General features: G+C 44.9%; 25 protein-coding genes. 7 read left to right on the top strand and 18 right to left on the bottom strand.

From position 1 onward, the window contains the following. Positions 1-80: 80 nt before the first annotated feature. Both ppc and AB1S55_RS06965 read left to right on the top strand, forming a co-directional pair. Complete coding sequence (ppc, locus tag AB1S55_RS06970; protein ID WP_370981082.1) at positions 81-2702, top strand: phosphoenolpyruvate carboxylase; 2622 nt, start codon at positions 81-83, stop codon at positions 2700-2702. An 8-nt stretch (positions 2703-2710) separates the two neighbouring features. Beyond that, positions 2711-4534 carry a 1-deoxy-D-xylulose-5-phosphate synthase gene (locus AB1S55_RS06965; RefSeq protein ID WP_370981081.1) on the top strand — a complete coding sequence of 608 codons (1824 nt, stop codon included), beginning with the start codon at positions 2711-2713 and terminating at the stop codon, positions 4532-4534. A gap of 166 nt (positions 4535-4700) precedes the next feature. On the opposite strand, the gene AB1S55_RS06960 is transcribed toward AB1S55_RS06965, so the two are convergent. From AB1S55_RS06960 to AB1S55_RS06930, 7 genes are all read right to left on the bottom strand, one after another. Continuing rightward, complete coding sequence (locus tag AB1S55_RS06960; protein WP_370981080.1) at positions 4701-5114, bottom strand: VOC family protein; 414 nt, start codon at positions 5112-5114, stop codon at positions 4701-4703. A gap of 72 nt (positions 5115-5186) precedes the next feature. After that, complete coding sequence (locus AB1S55_RS06955; protein ID WP_370981079.1) at positions 5187-5606, bottom strand: helix-turn-helix domain-containing protein; 420 nt, start codon at positions 5604-5606, stop codon at positions 5187-5189. Between the two features lie 79 nt (positions 5607-5685). After that, positions 5686-6003: a hypothetical protein gene (locus tag AB1S55_RS06950; protein ID WP_370981078.1), complete on the bottom strand. Its 318-nt coding sequence runs from the start codon at positions 6001-6003 to the stop codon at positions 5686-5688. A gap of 195 nt (positions 6004-6198) precedes the next feature. After that, positions 6199-6672: a GNAT family N-acetyltransferase gene (locus AB1S55_RS06945; protein ID WP_370981077.1), complete on the bottom strand. Its 474-nt coding sequence runs from the start codon at positions 6670-6672 to the stop codon at positions 6199-6201. A gap of 498 nt (positions 6673-7170) precedes the next feature. Beyond that, positions 7171-7755 carry a hypothetical protein gene (locus AB1S55_RS06940; protein WP_370981076.1) on the bottom strand — a complete coding sequence of 195 codons (585 nt, stop codon included), beginning with the start codon at positions 7753-7755 and terminating at the stop codon, positions 7171-7173. Positions 7756-7786: 31 nt separating this feature from the next. Further along, positions 7787-8746, bottom strand: a complete 960-nt coding sequence (locus AB1S55_RS06935) for a cation diffusion facilitator family transporter (protein ID WP_370981075.1) — start codon at positions 8744-8746, stop codon at positions 7787-7789. Positions 8747-8763: 17 nt separating this feature from the next. Then, positions 8764-9207 (bottom strand): RidA family protein, encoded by a 444-nt coding sequence (locus AB1S55_RS06930; protein ID WP_370981074.1) that lies wholly within the window; start codon positions 9205-9207, stop codon positions 8764-8766. 159 nt (positions 9208-9366) lie between these two features. Here AB1S55_RS06930 and AB1S55_RS06925 point away from each other — a divergent pair, with 159 nt between their 5' ends. Beyond that, positions 9367-10485: a DUF1624 domain-containing protein gene (locus AB1S55_RS06925; protein ID WP_370981073.1), complete on the top strand. Its 1119-nt coding sequence runs from the start codon at positions 9367-9369 to the stop codon at positions 10483-10485. Between the two features lie 79 nt (positions 10486-10564). On the opposite strand, the gene AB1S55_RS06920 is transcribed toward AB1S55_RS06925, so the two are convergent. The 11 genes from AB1S55_RS06920 to nhaA all read right to left on the bottom strand — a co-directional run bounded on the left by AB1S55_RS06920 (position 10565) and on the right by nhaA (position 22802). Then, entirely contained in the window at positions 10565-13708 is a 3144-nt protein-coding gene (locus AB1S55_RS06920; protein ID WP_370981072.1) for an FG-GAP-like repeat-containing protein, read from the bottom strand. Positions 13709-13927: 219 nt separating this feature from the next. Beyond that, positions 13928-14299 (bottom strand): hypothetical protein, encoded by a 372-nt coding sequence (locus tag AB1S55_RS06915; RefSeq protein ID WP_370981070.1) that lies wholly within the window; start codon positions 14297-14299, stop codon positions 13928-13930. 24 nt (positions 14300-14323) lie between these two features. Beyond that, positions 14324-14680: a hypothetical protein gene (locus tag AB1S55_RS06910; RefSeq protein ID WP_370981069.1), complete on the bottom strand. Its 357-nt coding sequence runs from the start codon at positions 14678-14680 to the stop codon at positions 14324-14326. Between the two features lie 72 nt (positions 14681-14752). Beyond that, positions 14753-15370: a cation transporter gene (locus tag AB1S55_RS06905; protein WP_370981068.1), complete on the bottom strand. Its 618-nt coding sequence runs from the start codon at positions 15368-15370 to the stop codon at positions 14753-14755. 77 nt (positions 15371-15447) lie between these two features. Next, positions 15448-15852, bottom strand: a complete 405-nt coding sequence (locus tag AB1S55_RS06900; protein ID WP_370981067.1) for a GFA family protein — start codon at positions 15850-15852, stop codon at positions 15448-15450. 100 nt (positions 15853-15952) lie between these two features. Next, on the bottom strand, positions 15953-16378 hold the full coding sequence (locus AB1S55_RS06895) for a GFA family protein (RefSeq protein ID WP_370981066.1): 426 nt from the start codon (positions 16376-16378) through the stop codon (positions 15953-15955). A gap of 42 nt (positions 16379-16420) precedes the next feature. Then, complete coding sequence (locus AB1S55_RS06890; protein WP_370981065.1) at positions 16421-16927, bottom strand: hypothetical protein; 507 nt, start codon at positions 16925-16927, stop codon at positions 16421-16423. A 242-nt stretch (positions 16928-17169) separates the two neighbouring features. Continuing rightward, positions 17170-18534: a HAMP domain-containing protein gene (locus AB1S55_RS06885; protein WP_370981064.1), complete on the bottom strand. Its 1365-nt coding sequence runs from the start codon at positions 18532-18534 to the stop codon at positions 17170-17172. Positions 18535-18763: 229 nt separating this feature from the next. Further along, positions 18764-20029: a serine hydroxymethyltransferase gene (gene glyA, locus AB1S55_RS06880; RefSeq protein ID WP_370981063.1), complete on the bottom strand. Its 1266-nt coding sequence runs from the start codon at positions 20027-20029 to the stop codon at positions 18764-18766. Positions 20030-20283: 254 nt separating this feature from the next. Further along, positions 20284-20937: a hypothetical protein gene (locus tag AB1S55_RS06875; protein WP_370981062.1), complete on the bottom strand. Its 654-nt coding sequence runs from the start codon at positions 20935-20937 to the stop codon at positions 20284-20286. Positions 20938-21617: 680 nt separating this feature from the next. After that, the gene (nhaA, locus tag AB1S55_RS06870; protein ID WP_370981061.1) at positions 21618-22802 is read right to left on the bottom strand and encodes a Na+/H+ antiporter NhaA; all 1185 of its coding nucleotides are present in this window, start codon (positions 22800-22802) and stop codon (positions 21618-21620) included. A gap of 159 nt (positions 22803-22961) precedes the next feature. Here nhaA and ettA point away from each other — a divergent pair, with 159 nt between their 5' ends. The 4 genes from ettA to AB1S55_RS06850 all read left to right on the top strand — a co-directional run bounded on the left by ettA (position 22962) and on the right by AB1S55_RS06850 (position 26169). Beyond that, positions 22962-24626 carry an energy-dependent translational throttle protein EttA gene (gene ettA, locus AB1S55_RS06865; protein ID WP_370981060.1) on the top strand — a complete coding sequence of 555 codons (1665 nt, stop codon included), beginning with the start codon at positions 22962-22964 and terminating at the stop codon, positions 24624-24626. Positions 24627-24820: 194 nt separating this feature from the next. Then, positions 24821-25357 (top strand): hypothetical protein, encoded by a 537-nt coding sequence (locus AB1S55_RS06860; protein WP_370981059.1) that lies wholly within the window; start codon positions 24821-24823, stop codon positions 25355-25357. 98 nt (positions 25358-25455) lie between these two features. Continuing rightward, positions 25456-25824 carry a PilZ domain-containing protein gene (locus AB1S55_RS06855; protein ID WP_370981058.1) on the top strand — a complete coding sequence of 123 codons (369 nt, stop codon included), beginning with the start codon at positions 25456-25458 and terminating at the stop codon, positions 25822-25824. Between the two features lie 9 nt (positions 25825-25833). Beyond that, positions 25834-26169, top strand: a complete 336-nt coding sequence (locus AB1S55_RS06850) for a PilZ domain-containing protein (RefSeq protein WP_370981057.1) — start codon at positions 25834-25836, stop codon at positions 26167-26169. Positions 26170-26172: the final 3 nt, after the last annotated feature.

Genomic DNA, 26172 nt, shown 5'->3' with positions numbered 1-26172 from the left:
CTGCTCGCCAGAACTGACTTTGCTGCACTCAAGCGGTGGATGACGTACAATTACGCTCCCTTTTTCATAACGGAGTACCCATGCATCAGCTGCCCGAATCCCTACGTGATAATGTCCGTGTATTAGGAGAGCTTCTCGGCCAAACCATTAGTGAACACGAAGGCCCCGAACTCTTTAATGCCGTTGAAGAAATTCGCAACATCTCCAAGCAGCTCGCTGATGCACATGAAGTCGACTATCAACCTCTTGTCGACTCGCTTACTCAACTTAAAGATCAAGACATACTGCCACTGGCACGTGCCTTTACCCAGTTTTTGAATCTGACCAATATAGCCGAGCAACACTACAATTGCCGCGCCAAGATTCAGCCAGAAGATACGCTTCGTGGCATTATCAAAGAACTAGGTGACGACTACAGCAATGACGAGCTCACCAAGGCCATCTCAGAGCTAAAGATCAACCTTGTACTAACCGCTCACCCTACTGAAGTCAGCCGCCGTACATTAATTCGCAAGTTTAACGCTCTGCAGTCCAGTCTTGATGAACTCGATCGCAGCAACCTACCTGAGCCACTTCAACACAAGCACAAAAAGAATCTAGAGCGTTTGGTTGAAGAGATCTGGAACACCGACGAGATCCGCAACGAACGCCCAACAGCCATGGATGAAGCCCGTGGCGGCTTCTCAGTGATTGAGTTTAGCTTGTGGAAAGCCGTACCAGAGTTTATTCGCCACCTTAACCGTATCTGCCAAGATAAGCTGGGTAACTCGCTAGCAATGGATTCCACCCCCTTCACCTTCTGCTCGTGGATGGGAGGCGACCGTGACGGCAACCCCAACGTCACCCATGACGTCACACGTGAAGTTATACTCATAGGCCGCGCCCGCGCTACACGCCTATATTTAGCTGATATTGATGAGTTAGTAGCCAATATCAGCATGAGCGTCGCCAGCGCTGAATTGCGTCATCAGCTCGATGAGCCCAATTCTGTTACCCCTTATCGCGATCTCTTTGAACAACTACGAGACCGACTTGCCCGCAGCCGCAGCTGGCTTAAAGGCACTCTTAATGGCGAAACCCTATCGCGCCCAACAGACTTAATTGAAACGCGTGAAGATATACTCGAGCCGCTCTTACTCGCACACCGTTCTTTGTGTGAGAGTGGCTTCCAGCGTGTTGCCGATGGCCCACTTATCGACACCATTCGCCGTGTTTATGCTTTTGGCATCAACCTAAGCCCCGTTGATGTTCGTCAAGACGGCGACCGTCACGTACAAGCTCTAGATGAGCTTTGCCTGCACCTAGATCTAGGCTCGTATCGCGAGTGGGATGAAGAAAAGCGCATAGAGTTCCTCTTAGAACAACTTCAGAGTAAGCGCCCACTTCTCCCTAAACAGTGGCCAGCCACACCTGAAACCAAAGAAGTTCTAGACACCTGCCGCGTAATTGCCGAGCAACCTGAAGAGTGTTTAAGCCATTACGTTATCTCCATGGCCGAACAAGCATCAGACGTACTCGCAGTCGCCCTATTGCTTAAAGAAAGCGGGGTGAGCTGGGCTATGCCGGTTGTGCCTCTTTTTGAAACCTTGGACGATCTAAACCGTGCCGCCAAAGTGATGAACACCTTGTGGCAGATGCACTGGTACCAAAAATATACCGGCGGCAGCCAATGCGTCATGATTGGTTACAGCGACAGCGCTAAAGATGCAGGTAAGCTCGCAGCAACGTGGGCTCAATACCAAGCGCAAGAGAAACTGGTTGAGCTAGCCGAGCAATATCAAATCGACTTAACCCTCTTCCACGGCCGTGGTGGTACTGTAGGTCGCGGTGGCGGCCCTGTTGAAAAAGCCATGGCCTCTCAACCTCCAGGTTCTGTGCGCGGTCGCATCCGTGTTACTGAGCAAGGTGAGATGATCCGCTATAAATTTGGTATGCCACCGATTGCATTCCATAGCCTTCGCACCTATGTGGTGGCCACCTTACGCGCCAGCCTCAAACCAAGTCCAGCCCCTAAAGCTGAATGGCGTGAGCTTATTGAAGAGATGGCTCAGAGCAGCTTAGCTGCGTACCGAGGCATTGTCCGTGAGCACCCAAGCTTTGTACCTTATTTCCGCAGCCTAACCCCGGAGCAAGAGCTTGGTAAACTCGCTATAGGCTCACGTCCGGCCAAGCGCAAAGCAACAGGTGGCGTAGAAAGCCTGCGTGCGATTCCCTGGGTATTTGCCTGGATGCAAGTACGCTTAAACCTACCTAGCTGGTTGGGCGTGCATCAAGCGCTTGTATATGCAGAAGAAAAAGACCCAAGCCTGTTTAAAGACATGCTTGAAAACTGGTCTTTTTTCTCGAGTTTTATCGACTTACTCGAAATGGTGGTTGGCAAGGCCGACGTTAATATCTGCGCCCACTACGAGCAACAGCTGGTTAAACCCGAGCTGCACGAACTTGGAGAGCAGCTTCGCGCTGACTTAATCGCACTTGGCAACAAGCTCAACGAAATCAAAGAGCAAAAAGAAGTGCTTGATAGCGACCCGATGCTGCAACTCTCTATTAATGCACGCAAACCCTATGTCGACCCACTGAACTACCTTCAAGCCGAGTTACTTAAGCGTGAACGCCTTGCAGGAGAGATGAGTGAAGAGCTAGAGCGCGCCTTAAAAGTCACCATGGCGGGCATCAGTGCCGGCATGCGTAACACTGGCTAAGAGCAGGAATGACGGAGTTACCCGAACAGCGTCCTCCCACCCCCCTGCTCGATGCCATCGCTGAGCCGGCCGATTTGCGCCAACTCAGCGAAACTGAATTGCCAGAACTCGCGCGCCAATTGCGCGAGTTTTTACTTTTTAGTGTCTCTCAAACCGGCGGCCACTTTGGCGCAGGCTTGGGAGTGGTTGAACTAACGGTAGCCCTGCATTATGTGCTCAACACCCCCAAAGACGACCTTATCTGGGACGTAGGCCATCAGGCTTACCCTCATAAAATTCTGAGTGGCCGACGCGAACAGATGTTTAGCATGCGCCAACAAGGCGGTCTTGCACCGTTCCCCAGCCGCGACGAAAGTCCTTTTGACAGTTTTGGCACCGGCCACAGTTCAACTTCTATCTCTGCCGCACTGGGTATGGCTCTCGCCAAACAGGCACAAGCCAAACACAGCAATAAACCAAGCTCCCACAGTGTTGCCATCATCGGTGATGGCGCCATGACCGCCGGCATGGCTTTTGAAGCACTTAATCACGCTGCCCACTGCCAAGCCCCCATGCTTATTGTACTTAACGACAACACCATGTCGATTAGCGCCAATGAAGGTGGCTTTGCTTCTTATTTAGAGCGCGTTATTCACGGCCGACAGCAAAAGCAAGAAGCCGATGCTCCCGCCGTATGCAACGCAAATCTATTTGAAGATTTAGGCTTACGCTACAGCGGCCCGGTTGATGGTCACGACCTAAAAACGCTGGTACAAAAACTGCGGCGCCTACTCGCACAAAAGGGCCCTGCGCTCCTACATGTTCGAACGCAAAAAGGGCGCGGTTTTACACCAGCTATGGACGACCCAATTAGCTACCACGCGCTAACAAAAATCGAAACAAAACAAAAAACGCACACACCCGCACCAATACCGGCCCCCAAATATCAAGATATATTTGGCCGCTGGATATGCAAACAAGCAGAACTAGACCCCAAATTAATTGCCATCACCCCAGCTATGCGTGAAGGTTCAGGCCTAGTTGAATTTAGCCAGCGCTTTGCTGATCGCTACTACGATGTCGCCATTGCTGAGCAACACGCACTTACATTTGCTGCTGGGCTTGCCTGCCAACAGCAAAAGCCCGTTGTCGCCATTTATTCGACTTTTTTGCAGCGCGCTTATGATCAATTAATTCACGACATCGCCTTGCAAAAGTTAGATGTTCTTTTTGCTATTGATAGAGCGGGCCTAGTTGGCGAAGACGGTGCAAGCCATCACGGCAGCTTCGATATCAGCTTTTTAAATTGTGTGCCCAACATCATTATCGCCTGCCCAAGCAGCGCCAGTGAATGTGAACAACTGCTAAGCGCAGCTTATGCGCACCCCGGCCCTGCTGCAGTGCGTTATCCGCGCGGACGCTGCGCCAATGTACAAAGCCAAGCAAGCACCGAGAAGGCCATAGGTAAAGCGCACGAACTAAGACAAGGCCAAAACTGCTGTTTATTAAATTTCGGCAGCTTACTCGGTGAAAGCCAGCTACAAGAGCTTGCCCTAGAAAAAAACTGGGGCCTAGTGGATATGCGCTGGATTAAACCTTTTGATAAAGACTTATTAAAACGGCTCGCCCGATCTTATAAGCACTTTGTTAGCATCGAGGATGGTGCTCAACTAGGTGGCATTGGCTCAAGCGTAAACCAGTGGCTACAACAAGAAAAAATGAATGTCGCCATGTTAAACCTGGGTTATAAAGATCAGTTTGTGGAACACGGAAAACGCAAAGAATTACTCGCCAAACTAGGCTTAAGCCAAACACAAATATGCCAGCAAATTGAAACCTGGTTAGAGCCATAAGACTCTAAGATTCACTCAGTAAACTCAGTGAATAAGCCTTAGATAAAGACCTAAACACAAAGCGAATAGATCTTATTTCATCACACTTAAAGCTCACAGATAAGAGATGGATCAGGCCTTGAGATAATAGGCTTTTTATCGCTTAACTAACTTAAGGCCTTAAATACTATTTAGCTTGCTGAACCAGACTAAACCAATTACCAGAATTATCTTTGCCCATAGCTTCGACCCCATAAAGTTGATCGGTAGGTGGCTGAATAAACTCAACACCTTTACTTGCAAGTAACTCATATGTTTTTTGGCAGTTTTCCGTTTCGAAAACGCCCACTCCGAATGCCCCCTCCGCGACTAAGCTTCGTATTTTTTCAGCGGAATCTTTGGTAAACATCGGCCCTTCTTTTGGCTCCGCCAATACTAATTCAGGTTGCGGGCTGGATTTTGGATGCACCGTTAACCAGCGGAAACCACCCTCTACGGTCATATCATCACCAACCTCAAATCCGAGCTTGTTTTTATAAAAATCAAGCGCTTCGTCTTGGTTAAGTACATATACTGTTACGTGGGCTATGGATGTAATCATCTCTATACTCCTAATTTGTTTGATCGGCTTTATTTTATAGAAACAAGCCAAAACATATTTCTCCAATATTGCTCAACTAGCCGATTCCCCCCCAAAGTGGTAGGCATAACAAGCAGGTATAGATTGTTTTGGAAAACGAAATGCTTCAGAAGACAAAGCCCACAACTTACGGCGATACAAGGTAGGCGCCATGCCGACCTGCTTGAAAAACAGCGAGGAAAAACTACCAAGGCTTATATAGCCTACTCGCTCACAAACCTCTGAGACACTTAGATTCTCTGTAATAAGCATACTCTTAGCTTTTTCAATTCTAAGCCGAATCAAAAACTCGTTTGGCGTTTCGCCATAAACCCGTTTAAACACACGCAAAAAATGATATGGAGACATATTCGAATGCATTGCCACTTCAGACAAGTTAAACGGAATAAGGTAGTTATCAGCTATATAGTCCCTACTGACATTCAGTCTGGAAACTTTACAAGTTGCACTCATAACATACCTCAAAGCCAGACAAACCAAGCGACACAGTGACTAGCACAAGCTGCCTATTAACCATAGATTTTATTAACACTCACTTAACTTGCTCGACATCAACACCGGCCGTATTAGCGACAATAGCCATGCTTCTAACAATCACCTTGGCGTTATCGGGATAATCTTGGGCGTTGATTATTCGATAAGTATTGATCTTATATGGGTCTATATATTTATTTGCTTCAACCCAAGACTTACCAGCTTTCGTATTTTCCCCATTAACCTCAACATGGTTTTCATCAATTATTTTGAAGAGGATAGCTTGGCCACCCTCTTCATCCGGGGACAGAGAAAATACGCTAACTGAAATAAGCAAGCTATAGAGAAGGGTGATTATTCCTTTAATGATTTTCATTCATATTTCCTTTTTCTTCGAATATCAAAAACCCATGTAAACAAAACAGCACGCAACTGACCAAATCAGGATCAGCCTGATTCCAACCAAAGCTTTACTAGCTGTACTCATGCTATTAGGCCACTTATTAAAAGTTCTAACGATCCTTATCAAGAATAGTATTTAGCCCAATAAGTTTGACCTGTTAACAATGATTTACAGCAGTGTTTTCCTCATTTTACGCCCGCCAACAGGAGCTAAGCCATTTTTTTGGTAGAACTCTAATGTACGATCAAATTCAGGCAATGGTGGTGTACATAACTCAATACAAGACCAGTTTTGTTTCTTAGCATGATTTTGGACTTGCTCAATTAGCATTGAACCCAATCCAGAACTCCTGAATTCAGGAGAAACATAAAACTCTTGGATTACACCTATTTTACCGCCAGCATAAAGAGCATAAGTTTCCGTTATAGTTGCAACAGATACTGGAGTATTTTTACAAAGCCCAATAATGGCAAAGTAATGCCCGTCACGAATAAGCTCCCTACAGCGTTGAACTGTAGACTCAAGATCTATATCAAAATATTGAGCCTTCGTCAGATTACAAATTTCGGTTGTAAGATCTACAACCAAAGACCCTATTGTTTCACAATCATCAACTGTTGCTACTCTAAAATTGACTTCCATACGCACTCTTATTATTTCCAATACTCAAGCAAGCGACATAAAACCTTCACATTTAACACTAAAGATCGTAAAAGCAACCCTTACAAACCTTTGAGTATCAACAAAAAAAACATCCACCATGCCATGTATTACTCACTCCTGCGATGAAATTACGCAGCCTAACTGTAAACATTAATGCTATGAACCCACACAAATTATAAGCCCCTACAAACACCCCAAAAGATTAGGCCTCTTCTCTCCGACAATCTCATTCGATGCTGTAAGTATAATTACTTACTTTTTATACTCTATAAAACAATAGAATTACATATACCGTACGCATACAAGTAATTAAGACTCTTTCACAAAACTTGGCCAGCCCGCTCACACATATAATTAAAAACCACTATTAACGCAAATCCGTACTGACAATGTAAGCTTTATTTAGATGATGAGACTTCATTTACCAAAACGTTCCGAGAAGGAGTTAAGCACTACTAGCTATAAGAAAAGTTATTCTTACTTATCTAATAACGCCTGCATCCCTTCACCCATTTGATTTAAAACCAACATGGCTTCTGACATTTTAATATCCACTCTTTGAATATTAGCATGCTCTACCATGAGAATAGGTCCACTCATAGCGGCAGGAGCGAAAGGTAGCATAATGGTGCTGTAGTATTTACCCTCTTCAATTAAGTAAGCGAGCTGATAACGCCCTTTGGCCTCTTGGTATATGCAACACTTCATGGCACTCTCATTATTCGCACCAAGTACACCATAGGAAAGCCGCTTTAAGAGTTTATAAATCTGCAACCGGCCTAGGCTTTGCTTTTCTAAGTTAGAGAAGAACTTATTCAAAAGACCTGCTCGCGCACTTAAGCCCACAACAAATAGACAAGCAATGATTAAAAATATTGCTGCCAGCATACGTTCATAAATAGGAGGCAGAATGTCATAGGGCAAGCTGTCTGCAACAAAGCCTGCGAGACCATGGATCGCCTCAAACATTTCACCCAAAACAAGGGCAAGAAGGAGCACCGGAACAACCACTAAGATCCCAGTAAAACAACAATCACCTATAAAACGAATACTCTTGTTCATTCAGACACCTTTCTTACGGCCTATACCTATACTAAGGCTTATGAGACTCAGGCATTACCGAACGTTCAAGCCATTGAGTTTTTTGTGTAAATACGACAGAAAGCACTAAATTATCTGAGCTTATGTTTATACTTTGATCCCCCCCTAAGGCCAGCAGAGCTTCATAAAGCTCTTTCCGAATCCCGTCTTGCTCTACAATGCCGATATCTTGCTCTACAAGAAGGTATAGCTGTACATAAAAAGCACGCCCAGCATTAAGCATACGTAAACTTTTACTTTTTAGTGGTAGTGACTCAAAGATGGAATTCACACAGAGCTCAACCGCTCGGCTTCGCGGGCTGTTTGGGGTGCGCCCGATGACAGAATGCCATGAGCTACGCAATATTCGAACAGGAATAGCTAAAGTAAGTACAACCAATATTACCACAAGAGCAGGGTCGACATAGGGAATAAGGCTTTGCCACTGCGATTGCTCTAAGCACTTAACCAAAGTAAATGCTAAAGCAATGGCCCCACTTAAAACTGCATCTATGCGCCAGTTAGCGGCATCCACCTCAAGTAATGTCGATTGAGCTTTTTTAGCTGCACGCGAGAATATAAAACTGGCCAATAAACAGCCTACACTTGCAATCAGCGCATAGATAAGCGCCCAGCCAGCCTCCACACTGCGTCCACCATTAAATAGAGCAATACATGCCGAGGTCAAAGCAACACAGCTCAGCACTAAAATGATCGCGCTTTTTGCCAAATTTAAAAAACTTTCGTAATACCAATATCCAAAAGGGTATTTTGAGTCTGCTGGGCGCTGCACTAAACGCGAAACTGTCATAGTCACTAACGCAAGAACGACTCCAATAAGCGAGAATAAAGCGTCGAGTAAAATTGCTTCGGAGCCCGTCAGGAATGCAAACAATAAACCCAGAGCGACAAAAAAACAGCCAAGCCAAACACCTAGTCTTATCGTTTTCTTTTCAAGGTCACTTTGCTTCATTTTATTAACCCCTGTAGCTAGCCATCAACAACAAGCACAAACTCAATTTCAACTAAAAAATCTTTCAAGAATAACTGCTCTACCTGCAACCATGATGAACTTGGGTACTGATCATCACTGTAAAACGCCAACCTAATTGAATTAGCTTTTTTTAGCGCTTCTATATCTCTTGTATAAATCACCTCTTTTACAACACTGGCACTGCTAATCTTATAATCATCAAGCACTCGCTGTAAGCTCTTATATATTGCCCGCATTTGTGATTCAAGCGTCACCCCTTGAGCCGTCATACCTGAGACATAGAGCGTATTTCCGACTCTAACAACTTGGCTATAGCCTAAGTCTTTCTCCCATGAATTATAATGTTGGCGCTCAATCTTAGGTGCGTCTTTTTGCGTACCACCACAAGCAAGAAGGAGCAACACTGAAGTCCACATAAGTAATTTGTTAATATGCCTCATAAATCCTCCTTTTTATAGATCAAACCGGCTCAAAGCTCCCTGCTAGCACTTGCTTCCTTTTACAGCCAGAATATACTTCTTCTACCATCAAGCCCCCTAATACTTTTTAAGTTATTAGATAAAAGTAGACTCACCTCAGCACACGGAGTGCTCTGCCCCATGGCCAACTCTAAACGTATTGCCGCGATTGACTGGATGCGCGGATTTGTCATGATCATTATGGTCTTAGATCATGTCTCTATGGCTTATGATGCCAACCACCTAGTCGTCGACTCTGCCACAAGCTATAGCCCTGGCGACCCATTACCTGCCTTCGCTTTTTTTACCCGCTGGCTCAGCCATGTTTGCGCGCCCACCTTTGTCTTCTTAGCCGGTACAGCTTTAGCTATTTCTGTTGAACGCAAAGTTAGTAAAGGCATTGATCCATGGGGCATCGATAAAGATATCATACTGCGCGGTCTGGTGATTTTATTAATGGACTTAACCATCGTGTCTTTTTTTAGCGGCCGATTCACTATTCAAGTTTTATACGCCATCGGCGCTTCATTTATTTGCATGGCCATGCTACGCCGCCTATCAAGTGCTTGGCTGATTGGTATTGCGCTAGCTTGGATTGCCGGTGGAGAACTATTAACGGCTCAATTCTGGCCCCCTGGCCAAAATATCGAATCGGTAATTACGGCGCTTTTATTCAGTAAATATTCATCGGCTGATTTACGTATTATTTACCCACTATTCCCTTGGCTATCAATTATGATCTTGGGCTGGGTTTTTGGTCGCTATATCGTTCAATATAAAGAAGCAAAAACCAAACTAGATCCACAAAGCTTATTGATTGGCCTTGGTATTCTTGCCTTAATTGCGTTTTCCGTAGTGCGTTACCTTAATGGCTACGGCAATATGTTTTTGTACCGTGATGATACAAGCTGGCAGCATTGGTTGCACGTGAGTAAATATCCACCATCAGCAGCATATATATTGCTTGAGCTCGGCATTATGAGCTTACTCTTAGCGCTGATGATGAAAGTAGAAAAGTTAATAGGCGTACGCGACAAAGGCGTACTCTTGGTCTTTGGGCAAACAGCAATGATCTTTTATTTAGTTCACCGAGTAATTTTAACTGGTACAGCAACGTATGCGGGCATGAGCGGCTTTACCGATCTACAAACCTGTTACCTAATTACCTTTGTTATGCTACTTGCACTCTATCCTTTTTGCTTATGGTATCGAGGTTTTAAAGCCCGAAATCCTCAGTCGCTTATTTTAAAATACCTGTAGAAAAACATATAAAAACACCTGTCAGTGCTTAACGCGGGCTTATTGCAAGCCCGCTGCACACTTTAAAAGTCAAGGGCTGTTATTTAACAATATTCAGGTTATCCACCTTCACATCGTGCATCTTGCCATCACTACCAGCAAACGAGGCTCTTAACTGATAGAAGTGACCTTCTGGTAACTCTGCAGTTGGCGTCAGCCCATCTAAACTAATTGTCATTGAAGAGCTGCCAGCCTCTGTACCAAGCACAGTACTATCGATAAAGGTTCGATCTTTGGCTGGAATCCACTTATATTTAAAGTGGCGCAACCAATAACGTATGCCGCCTTCATCAGAAGCTATCACCTTGTTACCTGAACCCGCATGATAACGCACTTGAATATTAAGCTCGTCACCCACCTTAAAACTGCCATCTTTAAAAGCCTGCTCATTAAGCAGCTCAATACCACCTTCCACAAAAGCCTCAACCACAAGCTCAAGCGAATCACTTAATTGATTATTTGCCGCCGTAATAGCTTTGATCATGGTGCGCCCCGGAGTCAAAGCACTTACTTTGCCGTTGGCGTCCACAGTAGCCACTGCTTCATTCGAGCTAGACCAACTAAGCCCCTTATCGTCGGCATCTAGAGGCTTAAAGGTGCTTTGCACATCGATAGTTGTGCCCACATAAAATCTCTGCTCTGGAACCGTTAAACTCAACTCAGTGAGCGGCTTAGCAAACCAACCAACAACACTTAGCTCTTGTGAGGAAGAAAGTCCATTAGCTTCACTTTTTGCTGTAATAACGGCCTTTTCACCCTCATCCCCAAGTGCGGTAACCAAACCAGATTGGTCTACCTTAAGCACTTTATTGTCACTGGAAGACCACAACAAACGGCTATCCGCCTTCTCTGGTGTCAAACTCGCCTTAATCGGCATGGAAGCGCCTTTACGGATATCCTTGCTAAGCGCTGCAAGTTCAATGCTCTGCGGGTCGAGCTGATTACTATCAAAGAGCTGGTTGGCTTTTTTATTATTAAATTCTACTGTTTCACCGTTACGCCAACGTATCGTGATCTTTTTTATTGCCTGTGCTTCACCCAAACCAAAGTGAACGGTATTTAATAGACTTTGCGAGAATACTGCACCTGCAGAACCCACTCGCTTGCGATACTCTGCATTGGCTGTTTTCACAATCACTTCAGCAGAAATGGGGTCAATATTAGCCTTAGGTGAGTAATCAACTTTTACTAAAGCATAATTACCCTGACCGGGTTCAGCGTTTTCATATAGATACCATTCACCGTATTCACTGCCGCTTAATATGTCTAAGTCACCATCTAAATCAAAATCAAAAGCTTGGCCCATATCCCCATTACCTGGCCCGCCCACATCATTGGCGCCGTGCATAGTGACTGTATGGAATTGGCCCTGACCATTATTAAGCAACATAAAGTCAGATATACGAGAAGCCACACTGCCCCAACGATAAACAAATAAATCTTGATAAGAGTCGTTATTAAAATCGCCTCGGGTCACACCTAAAGAATTACCTCCGCTTGGGATAGACCACTCACGCGAGACATCCACAAATTGCTCGCCATCATTACGCAATAATACATCCGCTATATTTCTATTATCTGGGGTAAATAGCGGTTTGGCTTCACTTAAACCTGAAAGGTTAAAACGATAACTCCAAAAATTATTAGTGTTGCGTACTAGCTCAGCTTTCCAGCGTCCTTCACCAAGGTAACCAAAATATAAACCATCGGCACTGCGATCCTCTGGCCAACCTTGAGCTTGCTCTGCTTTAAAACTGAACTGCCCACCCGAGTCAACAACAGTCGCCGCCTTATCAGCACCTAAAAAGATTGGGTAGTCTTTATCTCTAAATGCCCCTTGAGTTAAAAAATAATAATTATGTAATTTGATTTCACCATGAGCGGTAAAATCAAAAGCATCAACACCTTTATAACCACGCGTTTTAATAGCAAATTCTTTAGCCTGCGGATCAAAATCTATTGAGGGGGCTTCTCCTTTTCCATGCTCAAATTCTTTGCCTCGAGCTAGATACAGATCTTGATCACCATCGTTATCGATATCAATATCGGTAACGGCCATCACACCGCGCAAACCAAGCACTTCTTCAGAAAAACGGTGGCTAATATCGGTAAACGTAAAATCACCATTGCCAAGCCAAACCGATAGGGGGCCGTAAAGCACCAAGTCATCGATGTTGTCATTATTGAGATCCGTCAACAGAGCTCGAGATTGATGCTGATCTTGCATTCCCGCAATGGGCCTATGTATAAAAGTGCCATCGCCCATATTTTCATGGAAATAGTGCTGGGGCTTGGGCACTGTGAGACTGGTTTCATTGATAAGCATTAAATCTAGATCGCCATCCAGATCCATATCTGTCCATTTAGCACCGCGCCCACGCCCACCACGGTCTATGCCAACATCGCCCGTGGTTAAAACAAAGGTGCCGTTATTATTGGTATAAAAATTGGCTTTTGAAGGAAACTGCCCATTACCTCCGCCTTGAGTAACAACCAAGTCAAGATCGCCATCGTTGTCGTAATCACCAGCGGCCGTACCGTGTAAATCGTGCATAAACCAACGAGCTAAGTCTTTATTGTGTTTAGTGACCGTGCCATCACCGTTGTTCCAATAAAGCTTACTGCTCGCATCATTGTGGTTGTTAACAATAAAATCGTAATCGCCGTCCCAATCAATATCCGCAATTGTAGGCCCAGCATATTTTAGAGAGCTAACTTTATCGATGCCCGCTTGAACCGAGATATCCTTATAGCTAGGAATATCCAAGCCAACCACGTCTTCAAAAACAAGGCTTTCGAGCTTTAAATCGGCGGCATTAGATTTAACGGTTAGTGTCACCGGCCCTTCGCCATCAAAGCGCAGCAAAGCATCTAGCTGCTGAGGCCCTGCTTTAGGGATATTGAGTGCATCAAGCACTAACTTACCATCAGCAATAATGCTTAAGCTGGCATAACTTGCAGGGTTGTCGACAAAGATTTGCACCTTCTTTTCTAGACTACCAGCAACGCTGTAATCAAGGCTAATAGGCAATGCCGGAATTAAAACCACATCTTCAAGCACAGTATAGGAAGCGCCCGTATTAGAGCTTTTTACATCATCTAGACTATCTTGCGAACAGCCCGATAGAGTAAGCCCTGCGGCGCACATCACCACAAAGGCCAAATTGCGCTTTATTTGTTTCATACCCTTACCTATTTATATCACTCAAGTTCAGAACAGCCAGAACAACACTCTCACTTGATCTAGCCCACACCACAACAGCCACGAATATGCTAAGGAAAACAAGCACTTAAGCTGGTATTCACGGCGCGTATTAAAGCATAAAACAAGCAGCTATACGGCTTTCAATTGAGTTATTAGGCAAATACAGAAGGGAAAACACAAATACCGCTGCTGTAGAGATTACTCAGCAGCAACACACTCTATGGTTTGTGTATAACTAAAATAAGAAGCACTCTGAGTACGACCGTCGATATAAATTTCATCCGTATACGATTCAAACTTATCGATCTTAACCTTCTTAGGTATCAACCTCACTGACAGGTGCTCAGCATCGGGCTCTTGCAAACCTGATGTTTGTGCAGCAGCCTCTATTGCTTGCTGCTCACACAGAGCCAAGGCTTTTTTAGCCACCTTATTTTTGAGGCTTTTAAGACTAGAGAACGAATTACCCAGTGCATTGACTTCAAATATACCGGGCTCAAGCTCTTGAGCCCTAGCGGGAAACCACTGCACACATGAGGACAAAAAGCCAAGTAAAAGAGTTATGATCACGGCTCTTGGCATCAAGATAAGCACTTAGGGTTTACGCTCGGAAAGCACAAAAATCACAGAATCTGCAGTTTTATCACTTACTATCGATGCGCTGTAGGTTTCACTTGATCGCGCCGCTACAGACATTGGTACAAGCTCCATGGCTAAACGCTCATCCCCTTTAATGCCACCAAAGGCACTGAGCTGAACACGCACACTGGCCTCAGCCCTAAAATCCGAATCATTCTTTACCGTAAAACTATAATCACAAGCGTTTGCAGAACACTCATAAGAAGACTCGCTAATACTCAAATCTTGCTGATTCAGCACAAGAAATCTAACTAAAAAGAACAACAGCAAGATAAACACAAAACCTAAAGAAAACTTAAGACCTAAAGACACAATACACCTTAAATATCACTTCTATAAAAGCATCCACTATAAAAAAAAGCTAAAAGAACGACGACACTAAGCTTAAGAAGCCTGCTGTAATTCTTTAAGTGCTGAGGAAAGCACACGAAACGCTGAGCGAAGCAATAAAACCACCAAACACATAGCCACAAAAATATCAGGCCAGCCCGAGCCGGTTAGCCACACTGCAGCCGCAGCAATAAATACCGACAAATTAGAGGCGATATCATTACGGGAGCATTCCCAAACAGAACTCATATTGACGTCTTCATTTCGATGGCGCCAAAGTAAAGCCAAACATGTAGAGTTTGCTACAAGCCCAAGTAGGCTAAACACTCCCATCAGCTCATAGGTCGGTACGCTAGGCACCCATATTCGATAAATAATTTGCCCAGCAACAAATAGGGCTGCCGCTAAGATTAAAGCCCCTTTAAAAAGGGCAACTTGAGCTTTTAAGCGAGCCCCACGACTAACCGCATACAGACTTAAACCATAAGTTAGGGCATCACCTAGGTTATCTAGGCTGTCGGCAAGCAATGCCGTTGACTTGCTTAATAAGGCCGCAGCAACAACCGCAACAAACATACAAGCATTGATAAGCAAAACGATTTTTAAGGTTCCGCACTGGCGCTTATCGCGCATTGCGTTAGCGGAACAGCCACCATCACAACAACCACTCATAGATTCATACTCATACAGGCTGTCTCCTATACAACCACGTCCAACACAAACCAGCTAGCTTGTTAAATATAAGGCAATTAAAAGCCCTCAGGGAAACCCGGGAAACTAGCTACACCTTCATAAGGCTCACACCATGAGGCTTTAGATTCTGTGTTGCAATGTGCAACCGCTGTAAAGTCAATGGGGCTATCGACACTTGCCAAGACTATAGATAAATAGGGCGTGCCTTCAGGACCATAATTCATTAAGCGTGAACCACATGCAGAGCAAAACGCGCGAAAACCACCAAGCGTGTTTTTATGTTCCGTCAAAAGTGAGCTGGGATCGGCTAAGGTTAAGCTCTCTTTATTCGCCAGCGCCATTGTTGCATATGCCGCACCATGTGCCTTCCGACAATACTGACAGTGACAATTAAAAACCATATTTGGCAATAACTCTACCTTGTAACTAATCTTGCCACATAAGCATGTTCCATCGACCATAGGCTCCCCCCTATATGTATGTAGTTTTACCCTCTTAGCTCTGATAGCACTAGCCTATTCAAGTTCTTCACCACTGAGCTGCCAACATCATGACGTAGCACTAAACGTCGGCACCAAGAAGAGTCAACAGGGTTTCAACAGAAGGTTTTGTCTTATAAGTGTTTTCACTGTCATCGACTTTACTCCAAGCAGCTTTCTCGCAACTAAAAATATTAATCACCACATCGATATTATCACTTTCCAATAAACCTACAGGCACCCAATAATAGGGCCGACCTCTAAACTTATTAGCTACCGACGAGCCACATGTGCTGCAAAAGTGGGAAGTAAAACCACTCTGCTTTTGCCACCTACTGATATTGTCCTGCCCGGACAACCACTTAAAATTTTGCTCTTTAATCACCGAGCCGCAACTAGAGGCCGTACCTGTTTGCTTTCTGCATTGCTCGCAGTGGCATTGATAAATCTTAAGGTCTGATATCGCCAACTGAAACGACACGCAGCCGCATAAACAAGCGCCCTTCATACACTTATTCCATTGAAGATATTGTTTGAATTGTTGATGAGCTTACTCTGAACTAGCTTTTCCGTCAGGGCTTAGTTTGTAGTCATCCAGTAATAGATAGGGGCGCTTACTGAACTCAATCGTATATATCCAACGCCCCCAAAGCCTGACTACATCACCAACTCTGACATCACCTCTTAACTTAGTCGCCAAATTTTCAGGAATATGGAAAGTAGCCACTACCTCATCTTTTGAATGCATTTCAACGCAGAAGTTAATGGCGGGTAAGTCATCAGTAGGGAAACCGGACATACTCATAAAACGCATTAACGTGTAATTAGCACAACGATAAGGCATGGTACTGAGTTCGCCCTCAACCGCAACTTCAGCAGCAGGGGAGACAAGCTGTGCACCACCAACTGCACCATCTCTGCCCACACTCTTTTTGGCTTGTTCAATCAACTCATCAACTGAGAGAGATTCATAAAAAGAGTAATCTTGGGCATGCGCCCCCATAGAAGACAGCGGCGCCGCACACAAGGCCATAGCTGCTATCAATAAAAACCTCATATTGATGTCACCTCCCTAATGGGCTATATAGTTTGCTAGATTCGAGGTAAAGACTATTAAAACATAAATCTAATCATAGGATACAGAACACAAAGGTGATAGCTAAAGTCCCTGCTGCTTAAACCTCTCAAAAAAGCCGGCCCCTAAGGGCCGGCACACAATAGGTCCACCAGCAGGACCAACGGGGCGCTGGCAGACCTTGATACAAGAACGGCCTAGCTTAAGTCTCGCGACCCAATAGCCTAGGCAGGCTCGGTTTGTTTGCTTATTTGCCTCTCAGGTTTTTTGATTGCAACTTTCCGGTTATTGGTTGCGTTAGCAAAAATAGAACCGATGACTGGAGCCAAGTTATTAAGTAGATCGTACTGATCTAGAGAGAACTGCTTATGCGCCCCTTTACCTACAATCAAGACTGCACGCCAGCTCTTGTCGTGATTGACCAAAGGCACAACCATAAACGAGCGTAACATCGTATTTTGTAGAAGCTCACGAAAGAACAAAGAACCCGAACTGCCTTTAGCTTCAGCAACAAGGTTATCGCACTGGTATACATCACCACTGTTTAATGTTGAAGCTACTTGCACTTCTAATTTCGACTCACTCATAACCTCAATACGACGGTGCTGCCATTTCTGCGTTGTTGCTACACCTTGCTGGTGAGTAAGCACCAAATGGCTTCCATCGCTACTTTGAATCATCAACCCCATCCAATCTGCATTTAAATAGTTAGCACTGTCTTTCCAAAACGCAGATAAGGCTTCACCTGGCTGACGAGCCGTATTTAACTTTGTAAGCAAGCCCAAAACCAAGCTCACTCTAGATGACAAAGAATTAAAGGCACGAGTCATTGAACCCAGTTCGTCACGTGCCCCCTCCTCTAACTGATAGCCAAAATCACCATTAGCGACTCGTTCACACGCAGCCGCTGTTCGACCTATACGCCAAACAATCCACTGCATAAAGGCCATGCCAAACAATAAGCTTAGAGCCGTAATAATAATGGCCCACTTAGCTAAGTTTTCATTCTGAACCGCTCGCTCTGCCAATAGAGAGCGATACGCATTAATCATTCCCACAAGCTGGCCACTTAAAGCATCTGCATTATCAACAATATATTGTGCGCCCCACTCTAGGCGAGGCTCAGCCTTGTTAGTACCTAAAGCCTCTGCTAACTTTTGCTTAAAGAGCCGCCAATGCTCTGATGAGCGGGAAACCTCTTGCTTAAGAAGCAACTCTCGTTTATTAGAAAATAGGCCTTGGATGGACTGAAAAATAAATCCCCCCTGATTCGCTTGCTCATTTAAAACGCGCTGTAATTTAAACTCAAAGGCTTGAATATCGTCTTGCATTTCACGGTGAAATACAGCAACGTCACGAAAATAACTTTCGTAATCACGCGGCGCATTAGCAAGATAGTATTCACCGCGTTGTTTGAAGTTCTTACTCGCATCATCTAATTGTGTCAGTTCCGCGAGAATTAAATAATGGCGCCCCTGACTGTCACCAACTTCATTGAGGTAACTCAGTGCAGAAAAAATGACAGCAAATAGAACTAAAAAGAGACTTAAGACAATACCGCGCAAACGGAAGGAGACGGAGCTACTCATAAAGCTTTCCTGCTTAAACAATAACAAACACCGGAAGCCGCGCTTTTTAACTAGCACTTAGAACTACCGATTAAACTCCATACTTCGTCGCTATTATTACGAAATCCTTACAGCCGGTTAACGCACATTATCTAGCTAAATATAAACCCCACAGCTAAGAACCATTTTTACAGGCAAAAAAAAGGCGGCTCTAAAATAGAGCCGCCTTTTAAGCAATCAGATTCTCTGCTTAAGATGCATACACAGGGAACTTCTCACATACGGCCAATACTTTCTCTTTGGTCGCAGCAATAACGTCTTCACTGGTGCCATTTTCTAGACTATCGAGCACATCAACAATCCAATTTGCTAAATCAGTGCTTTCTTTCTCACCAAAGCCACGAGTTGTAATAGCTGGCGTGCCAACACGTAAACCAGAAGTAACAAAGGGTGAGCGCGGGTCATTAGGCACTGAGTTTTTGTTTACGGTAATGTTGGCTTCACCAAGAGCGGCGTCTGCATCCTTACCGGAATACTCTTTACCAATTAGGTCAACCAACATAAGGTGGTTTTCAGTACCGCCACTAACTATGTTAATACCACGCTCAATAAAAACTTTGGCCATAGCTTTAGCGTTGACGACAACTTGCTTTTGGTAAGTCTTGTATTCATCACTCATGGCTTCTTTAAAGCTGACCGCTTTTGCAGCAATCACGTGCATCAATGGGCCACCTTGGCCACCTGGGAATACCGCAGAATTGAGTTTCTTTTCAATCTCTTCATTGGCCTTGGCCAAGATGATACCACCACGAGGGCCACGCAAAGTCTTATGAGTGGTAGATGTAGTCACGTCGGCAATTTGAACAGGTGACGGGTACTCGCCCGCAGCAACCAAACCTGCAACATGAGCCATATCAACCAATAGGTAGGCGCCTACTTCATCAGCGATATCACGGAATTTCTGCCAATCAAGAACTTGAGAGTAAGCAGAGAAACCAGCAACAATCATCTTAGGCTTGTGCTCTAGCGCCAGCTCGCGAATCTCGTTGTAATCAACTAAACCCGTTTCTGGGTTTAAGCCGTATTGAACTGAGTTGTAGATCTTACCTGAGAAGCTTACTTTCGCCCCGTGAGTCAAGTGACCACCGTGCGCCAAGCTCATACCCAAAACGGTATCACCGGGGTTACAAAGCGCCGCGTAAACCGCATTATTGGCCTGAGAACCACTGTGCGGCTGCACATTGGCATAATCAGCACCAAAAAGTTCTTTAGCGCGCTCAATAGCTAATGATTCAGCAGTATCAACATACTCACAACCACCATAATAACGCTTGCCAGGATAACCTTCGGCGTATTTATTGGTCAGTTTGGTGCCTTGGGCAACCATCACTGCTGGGCTGGTGTAGTTTTCAGAGGCAATCAATTCGATATGCTCTTCCTGACGGCGGCTTTCTTTTTGAATACTTTGCCAAATTTCAGGATCAAAGGCTTCGAGAGTTTGGTTAGGATCAAACATGGGCGTCCTCAAGTCTTAGGGGCAGAAAACAGGTGCGGCTAGGTGCCGAAGAGGCGCGCATTGTACACGAAACACGCATTGTTCGCAGCAGTTGAAATAGCAAAAGAGTAAAGCTTGTTTAAGCAAGCTAGGGGCAGGAGAATAGCTCTAAAACTGAGCCAAGTGACAGGGAACAGAAGACAGTTACATAGAGGTAAGGAAGCTTTAAAGCCAGCGTGCGAGTAAGCCCCACACACTGGCAACAGGCAGGTAACTTATTCGTCAGCGCCTAGCTTCCAATCACTCTCAACAACGTCGATAGCAACAGATTCAGACACAGACACCAACAACACATCGCCCACTTCGGTACGCTTAAGGTTCTCAGGATCTTCTGCTACGTATTCCTTCTCAATACCCTCAGCATTGGTCAACTTAAAGGTGCCCGCCTCAATATTAATATCTGATACTTTAAAGGCCTCAATACTTTCATCAACAATCGCAAGACCAGGCTTTTCACCTTCTTCAGAGCGAACAATAGCACCACCTTCAACAGCACCTAGCTTAGGAATATCTTCACCAGCAACCACTTCGAAAGTAATCGTAGTCTCGTATTCAGAAACAACCGTATCACCGATTTCAACCTGATCTAAATTACGAGCGTCTTCGCTGACAACAAAATCTAGCTCAGAACCATCTTCAGCCAACAAAACCACTTCACGAGTTTCAAGATTCAAAGACTTAACCGTGGCATTAACAGTAGAAGCAAAGCTACTGGTGATATAAGGCTTTTCTACGATTTCAGCTTCTACGGGCTCAACAACAGCAACTTCTTCAACAACCGCTGGAGCGGCTTCTTTTTCGCCACAACCGACTAATACGCCAGCAGATACAAGTAGTGCAAGTGAGGTTAAAGCAAACTTTGAGTTCATGGTTCATTCCTTATGAAGTAAGCAAAAGTTTATATTTTTAAAAGCGCGACGATCCAAATAAATAGCCGTTAGCACCGTAATTTAACCCCGCCAGAATAGCGTACTAACAAACTAAAGTTAACGCCCATTATTGCGACAAAGGCCCAATACATAAATTCAGGACCTGCAAAAGCCAAATAACGTATGGATTAAACAACCCTATTATCTAAAGTCAAGAAATCAGTGCTTATAAACTAGCGGCTTTAAGCACCAAGAAACCTAAAACCCCCCCCCTCCAAAGTGAAGGCGTCAAGAGGCTTAAATAAACCCGCGTTAAATACACATAATCAGCAATCTAGCAATGAGGAAAGGCACTTAGGGCAACAAAGGCCACACTGAACAAGAAGATGGCTGAACCTACGTCATACTTGCTAATCATGTACCGATGACAGGGAGCGCGAGATCAAACTAGTCCCTATTGACCTTATACTAACTCAAGTAGTACCTATCGCCGGTCAAATATTCAGCCTAGAACTTGGCGCTGCTATTAGGCTAAATAGCTACCCAATAGACCCCGAAGGCGCGGGTTTAAGGTTAGGTATCACCTAGGTAATGCCTAAATAAACAAAACAATGCGCAATAAAAAAGGCTGCTTGTGTTAACAGCAGCCTTTAACTAAACATAAACGCTGGTTTCAACGCTTAATTAGAGCCCTTTGCCTGTTTGGGTAAAGACCAATTTAAAACAAGATAACCCAGCACACCGGATAATAAAGAACCGATCAAAATCCCCAAACGCTCGTCATAAACCATGTCGACGCCTGTTTCCTGAAAAGCCAAGGAGCCAATAAACAAGCTCATTGTAAAACCGATACCACAGATACAGCTTACCCCCCACAAACCAAACTTAGTCATACCTTGAGGTAATTTAATCCAGCCCAGCATCACAGGAAGCATACAAAATAAAAGAATGCCTATTTGCTTACCGAGGAAAAGCCCCGCTGCAATACCTAAGGGCACGCCGTGCAATACCTGATCAAGCCCCACTTTAGAAAAGTTAATCCCCGCATTACAGAAAGCAAAAATAGGCAAGGTGATAAAAAACACCGTGCTATGTAAATCGTGCTCAAGCGACTTAAGCGGAGAGCGCTTAGGATTTTCTGGATCGCGCATAGGAATAAACAAGGCAATCACAACACCCGCTAAGGTTGCGTGAACACCCGATTTTAATAGAGCCACCCACATCACCAAACCAATAGCGACATAAGGTCCCAACTGAGTGATACCTGATCGATTAACGGTAAATAACATCGCGCTACAAACCGCGGCGATAATTAAGGCCTCGCTACTAATATTAGCGGTATAAAACATCGCAATAATAATGATGGCACCAACATCATCAAAAATGGCCAGCGAGGTTAAAAATACTTTTAAACTTAAAGGTACTCTTGAACCTAAAAGAGACAATACACCCAAGGCAAACGCGATATCAGTCGCCGCAGGAATAGCCCAACCAGCCAGCGCCTCTGGATTATCTTTATTGATAAAAGCATAAATTAAGGCCGGTGCAGCCATGCCACCAATAGCCCCTAAGCCAGGCAAAATGATATTTCGCTTATCGCTGAGCTCACCTTCTAAAAATTCTCGCTTTAACTCCAAACCTACTAACAAGAAGAAAAAGGCCATCAAACCATCATTCACCCAAAGCAATAAGGGCTTAGCGATTTCTAATGCACCAACTTTGACCTCAACGGGCGTGCTCAACAGTAACTTATAATAGGGTGTTAATAATGGTGCATTGGCAAACAACAGCGCGGCAAAAGTAGCTCCGAATAGCAAGAGCGGGCCAGCTAGCTGATGGTGGAAATACCGTTTAATTATGTTCATTTAATCCTCAAAAGTGATCACTTAAGACGTAATTACAAGCTATCAGTATACGTGTAAGTAAAATAAGACAGCAAAGCCTCTGGCAAGTTTATATGAAAGTTGCTTTAGGCTCCGACTTTCGCTACCTTGCGCCCATCTTATCGTTACTGAGGAAAGCCCGTGGCTCAATACGTTTACACAATGAATCGCGTGGGTAAGGTTGTACCGCCCAAACGTGAAATTTTAAAAGACATAAGCCTTTCATTTTTCCCCGGCGCCAAGATTGGTGTTCTCGGTTTAAACGGTGCAGGTAAGTCGACCCTGCTGCGTATTATGGCTGGCCTCGATACCGACATTAGCGGCGAAGCGCGACCAATGCCGGATATTAAAGTTGGGTATCTTCCTCAAGAACCCCAACTCAACAGCGACAAAGACGTTCGTGGCAATATTGAAGAAGGCGTGCAAGAAGCTATCGATGCGCTGAATGGCCTTAATGATGTCTATGCGGCTTACGCCGAACCCGATGCCGACTTTGATGCCCTGGCTAAAAAACAGGCGAGATTCGAAGATACTATTCAGGCTTGGGATGCACACAACCTAGAACACAAACTTGACGTTGCAGCCGACGCCTTACGTTTACCACCTTGGGATGCCAATGTAGACACCTTAAGTGGTGGTGAAAAACGCCGTGTTGCTTTGTGCCGCTTATTATTAAGTCGCCCAGATATGTTGTTACTTGATGAGCCAACCAACCACTTGGATGCTGAATCAGTATTTTGGCTGGAGCGCTTTTTACAAGAATTCACCGGCACCGTGGTCGCTATTACCCATGACCGCTACTTCCTAGATAACGCAGCTGGCTGGATTCTAGAACTCGATCGAGGCCATGGCATTCCTTATGAAGGCAATTACACCAACTGGCTGGAACAAAAAGAAGCTCGTTTAGCACAAGAATCACGCAGCGAAGCCGCACGTGAAAAAGCCGTAAAAGCCGAATTAGAATGGGTGCGCAAAAACCCGAAAGGCCGCCAAGCTAAAAACAAAGCGCGTTTAGCTCGCTTTGAAGAAATGCAAAGCCAAGACTTTCAGACCCGCAACGAGACCAACGAAATCTACATTCCACCCGGTGAGCGCTTAGGCGACAAAGTCATTGAATTCCACAATGTTTGCAAAGGGTTTGGCGATAGACAACTGATCGACAATCTCAACTTCACCGTACCGAAAGGTGCCATTGTGGGTATTGTTGGTGGTAACGGCGCAGGTAAATCGACCTTATTCCGTATGATCAAAGGCACCGAAACGCCTGACAGCGGTGAAGTCGTTATCGGCGATACCGTACAGCTCGCCTTTGTCGAACAAGGTCGCGAAGGCCTTAACGACGACGAAAGTGTTTGGCAAGCCATCAGTGGCGGCGCCGATATGCTCAAAATCGGTAACTACGAAGTCAGCTCACGCGCTTACGCCGGTCGCTTTAACTTTAAAGGCAGTGACCAGCAAAAACGTGTTGGCGACTTATCCGGTGGTGAGCGCGGCCGTCTGCACTTGGCCAATACGCTTAAGCAAGGCGCTAACGTATTATTACTCGATGAGCCATCAAATGACCTCGACGTTGAAACCCTGCGCGCATTAGAAGAAGCTATTTTAGCCTTCCCAGGTTCTGCCTTGGTTATCTCGCACGACCGCTGGTTCCTAGATCGCGTAGCTACTCACATACTCGCCTACGAAGGTGACAGTGAAGTTGTATTCTTTGAGGGTAACTACACCGAGTACCACGAGGACTTTGTTGAGCGTAAAGGCGAAAACGCCCAGCCTCAACGTATGAAATACAAGCCCATTAAGAGCTAAATCTGGCAGGTAGAAGAGACAAAGCGCCTGTGAATCAATCCAGGCGCTCGTTTCAAATATAAGCTCACATATCACAAGAAAAAGCTCCTGAGCTTTAAAGGCCCATGACTAAGCTAAGCTAATAAAATCACTTACTCGATTAGCTTTATTTAGTCATGCGACAGCCAGTAGTAACCCTTTTTCTTCTAAGCCTAATGCTCACTCTGAGCAGCTGCACCTTTAACTCAACACACACACCGGAAAATAAAGGCGCTGAAAATACCCCAAGTCCTACTCCAGCTGCCGCGCAAAGCTCAGTCACAAGAGCTCAAAAGAAAGCGACAAGAAGCCTGCAAGCAACACCAATAAAAACAAGTACACCCAAGAGCTCTATCGCCGCAATATATCTAAATCGAGCCTTACTGGGTTATATTCATAAGAGTGACACCGAGGGCTACCTACTCGTTTCCGAGCAGGGGCTCAAGCTCGCTCACATAGAACAATCAGCAAACAAGCAATACAGTATTCTTTTGTATCATAACAAACCCGATAACAGCGGGCTCGACTTCCACTATCGAGACCAATTTCCTCTACTACAAACGGCACAAGGCACGTGGTTGATCAACTGGCCGCTCGCTATTAATGACCATGCCTGGCAACTAAACACAACCAACACCGTCGCAGAGCAAAAGAAAGCTCACTTTTTAAGGCTCTTAAAGTACTCAAAACATAACCTGCAAGGCTTAAATTAGGGCTTTCAAGCCCCAAGTCAAAATATGCATAAACTGTTATTTGTTCATCGACTAGCAGGCCGCTACACTATAAACGTAGCCCATAAACGAGGCCTAACATGTCCGATGAAAGCGAACGCAGGCGCTATACTCGCGTCGATTTTGATACCGCAGCCACCTTGGTTCAGGCAGATACCGTCTTTCATACCAAAGTCATCGATATCAGCCTAAACGGGGTGCTATTAGAAACCCCTAATAATTATCAATTACGCACCGATATGAGTGCCGATATAAGCATATTTCTAAGTGAAGACACCGAAGTACAAATGAAGGTACAGATGGTTCATAGCGGCAGTGACTGCTTGGGCTTTCGTTGTACCAGCATTGATGTAGAAAGCGCTAGTCATTTACGCCGCTTGATCGAGCTTAATATTGACGATGCCAACGCCGCTGAGCGTGTCATCGATGAGCTGCTAAATAATCACTAAGGAAACCATGTGAACACAGAAAAAGACTTTGACGATATGCGTAGTACACCGCGGTTTCGACTTCGTAGCTACGTTAATTTAGAAGATAGTGAACAGGATCTCGATGCCCATCTGCTCAATATTAGTGAGGGAGGAGCGCTAATAGCCGTACTCGGCGACTTTGAACTTGAGCTAGGTGAGAAGCTGAACGTCAATATCGAGCTCGACTGCGCGGCCAAACTCGAACTCAGTGGCCATATCAGCCATATCAAAGAACACTATGTAGGTCTAACTTGCGAGGGGCGCCGCCACAGTGAACAGCGCCGCCTTAAACAACTACTCGAGCAACTTGAAGAAGCTCGCTAGTTT

It is taken from the genome of Agaribacterium sp. ZY112, from assembly GCF_041346925.1.
Lineage (GTDB): Bacteria > Pseudomonadota > Gammaproteobacteria > Pseudomonadales > Cellvibrionaceae > Agaribacterium.
The sequence above is the reverse complement of the archived record's forward strand: the minus strand, read 5'-3'. Positions and strand labels throughout refer to the sequence as shown.

What these genes read in the sequence shown, in the direction of transcription:
- ppc (WP_370981082.1), top strand. Translation starts at nt 81, where the DNA reads ATGCATCAGCTGCCCGAATCCCTACGTGATAATGTCCGTGTATTAGGA.
- AB1S55_RS06965 (WP_370981081.1), top strand. Translation starts at nt 2,711, where the DNA reads ATGACGGAGTTACCCGAACAGCGTCCTCCCACCCCCCTGCTCGATGCC.
- AB1S55_RS06960 (WP_370981080.1), bottom strand. Translation starts at nt 5,114, where the DNA reads ATGATTACATCCATAGCCCACGTAACAGTATATGTACTTAACCAAGAC.
- AB1S55_RS06955 (WP_370981079.1), bottom strand. Translation starts at nt 5,606, where the DNA reads ATGAGTGCAACTTGTAAAGTTTCCAGACTGAATGTCAGTAGGGACTAT.
- AB1S55_RS06950 (WP_370981078.1), bottom strand. Translation starts at nt 6,003, where the DNA reads ATGAAAATCATTAAAGGAATAATCACCCTTCTCTATAGCTTGCTTATT.
- AB1S55_RS06945 (WP_370981077.1), bottom strand. Translation starts at nt 6,672, where the DNA reads ATGGAAGTCAATTTTAGAGTAGCAACAGTTGATGATTGTGAAACAATA.
- AB1S55_RS06940 (WP_370981076.1), bottom strand. Translation starts at nt 7,755, where the DNA reads ATGAACAAGAGTATTCGTTTTATAGGTGATTGTTGTTTTACTGGGATC.
- AB1S55_RS06935 (WP_370981075.1), bottom strand. Translation starts at nt 8,746, where the DNA reads ATGAAGCAAAGTGACCTTGAAAAGAAAACGATAAGACTAGGTGTTTGG.
- AB1S55_RS06930 (WP_370981074.1), bottom strand. Translation starts at nt 9,207, where the DNA reads ATGAGGCATATTAACAAATTACTTATGTGGACTTCAGTGTTGCTCCTT.
- AB1S55_RS06925 (WP_370981073.1), top strand. Translation starts at nt 9,367, where the DNA reads ATGGCCAACTCTAAACGTATTGCCGCGATTGACTGGATGCGCGGATTT.
- AB1S55_RS06920 (WP_370981072.1), bottom strand. Translation starts at nt 13,708, where the DNA reads ATGAAACAAATAAAGCGCAATTTGGCCTTTGTGGTGATGTGCGCCGCA.
- AB1S55_RS06905 (WP_370981068.1), bottom strand. Translation starts at nt 15,370, where the DNA reads ATGAGTGGTTGTTGTGATGGTGGCTGTTCCGCTAACGCAATGCGCGAT.
- AB1S55_RS06900 (WP_370981067.1), bottom strand. Translation starts at nt 15,852, where the DNA reads ATGGTCGATGGAACATGCTTATGTGGCAAGATTAGTTACAAGGTAGAG.
- AB1S55_RS06895 (WP_370981066.1), bottom strand. Translation starts at nt 16,378, where the DNA reads ATGAAGGGCGCTTGTTTATGCGGCTGCGTGTCGTTTCAGTTGGCGATA.
- AB1S55_RS06890 (WP_370981065.1), bottom strand. Translation starts at nt 16,927, where the DNA reads ATGAGGTTTTTATTGATAGCAGCTATGGCCTTGTGTGCGGCGCCGCTG.
- AB1S55_RS06885 (WP_370981064.1), bottom strand. Translation starts at nt 18,534, where the DNA reads ATGAGTAGCTCCGTCTCCTTCCGTTTGCGCGGTATTGTCTTAAGTCTC.
- glyA (WP_370981063.1), bottom strand. Translation starts at nt 20,029, where the DNA reads ATGTTTGATCCTAACCAAACTCTCGAAGCCTTTGATCCTGAAATTTGG.
- AB1S55_RS06875 (WP_370981062.1), bottom strand. Translation starts at nt 20,937, where the DNA reads ATGAACTCAAAGTTTGCTTTAACCTCACTTGCACTACTTGTATCTGCT.
- nhaA (WP_370981061.1), bottom strand. Translation starts at nt 22,802, where the DNA reads ATGAACATAATTAAACGGTATTTCCACCATCAGCTAGCTGGCCCGCTC.
- AB1S55_RS06860 (WP_370981059.1), top strand. Translation starts at nt 24,821, where the DNA reads ATGCTCACTCTGAGCAGCTGCACCTTTAACTCAACACACACACCGGAA.
- AB1S55_RS06855 (WP_370981058.1), top strand. Translation starts at nt 25,456, where the DNA reads ATGTCCGATGAAAGCGAACGCAGGCGCTATACTCGCGTCGATTTTGAT.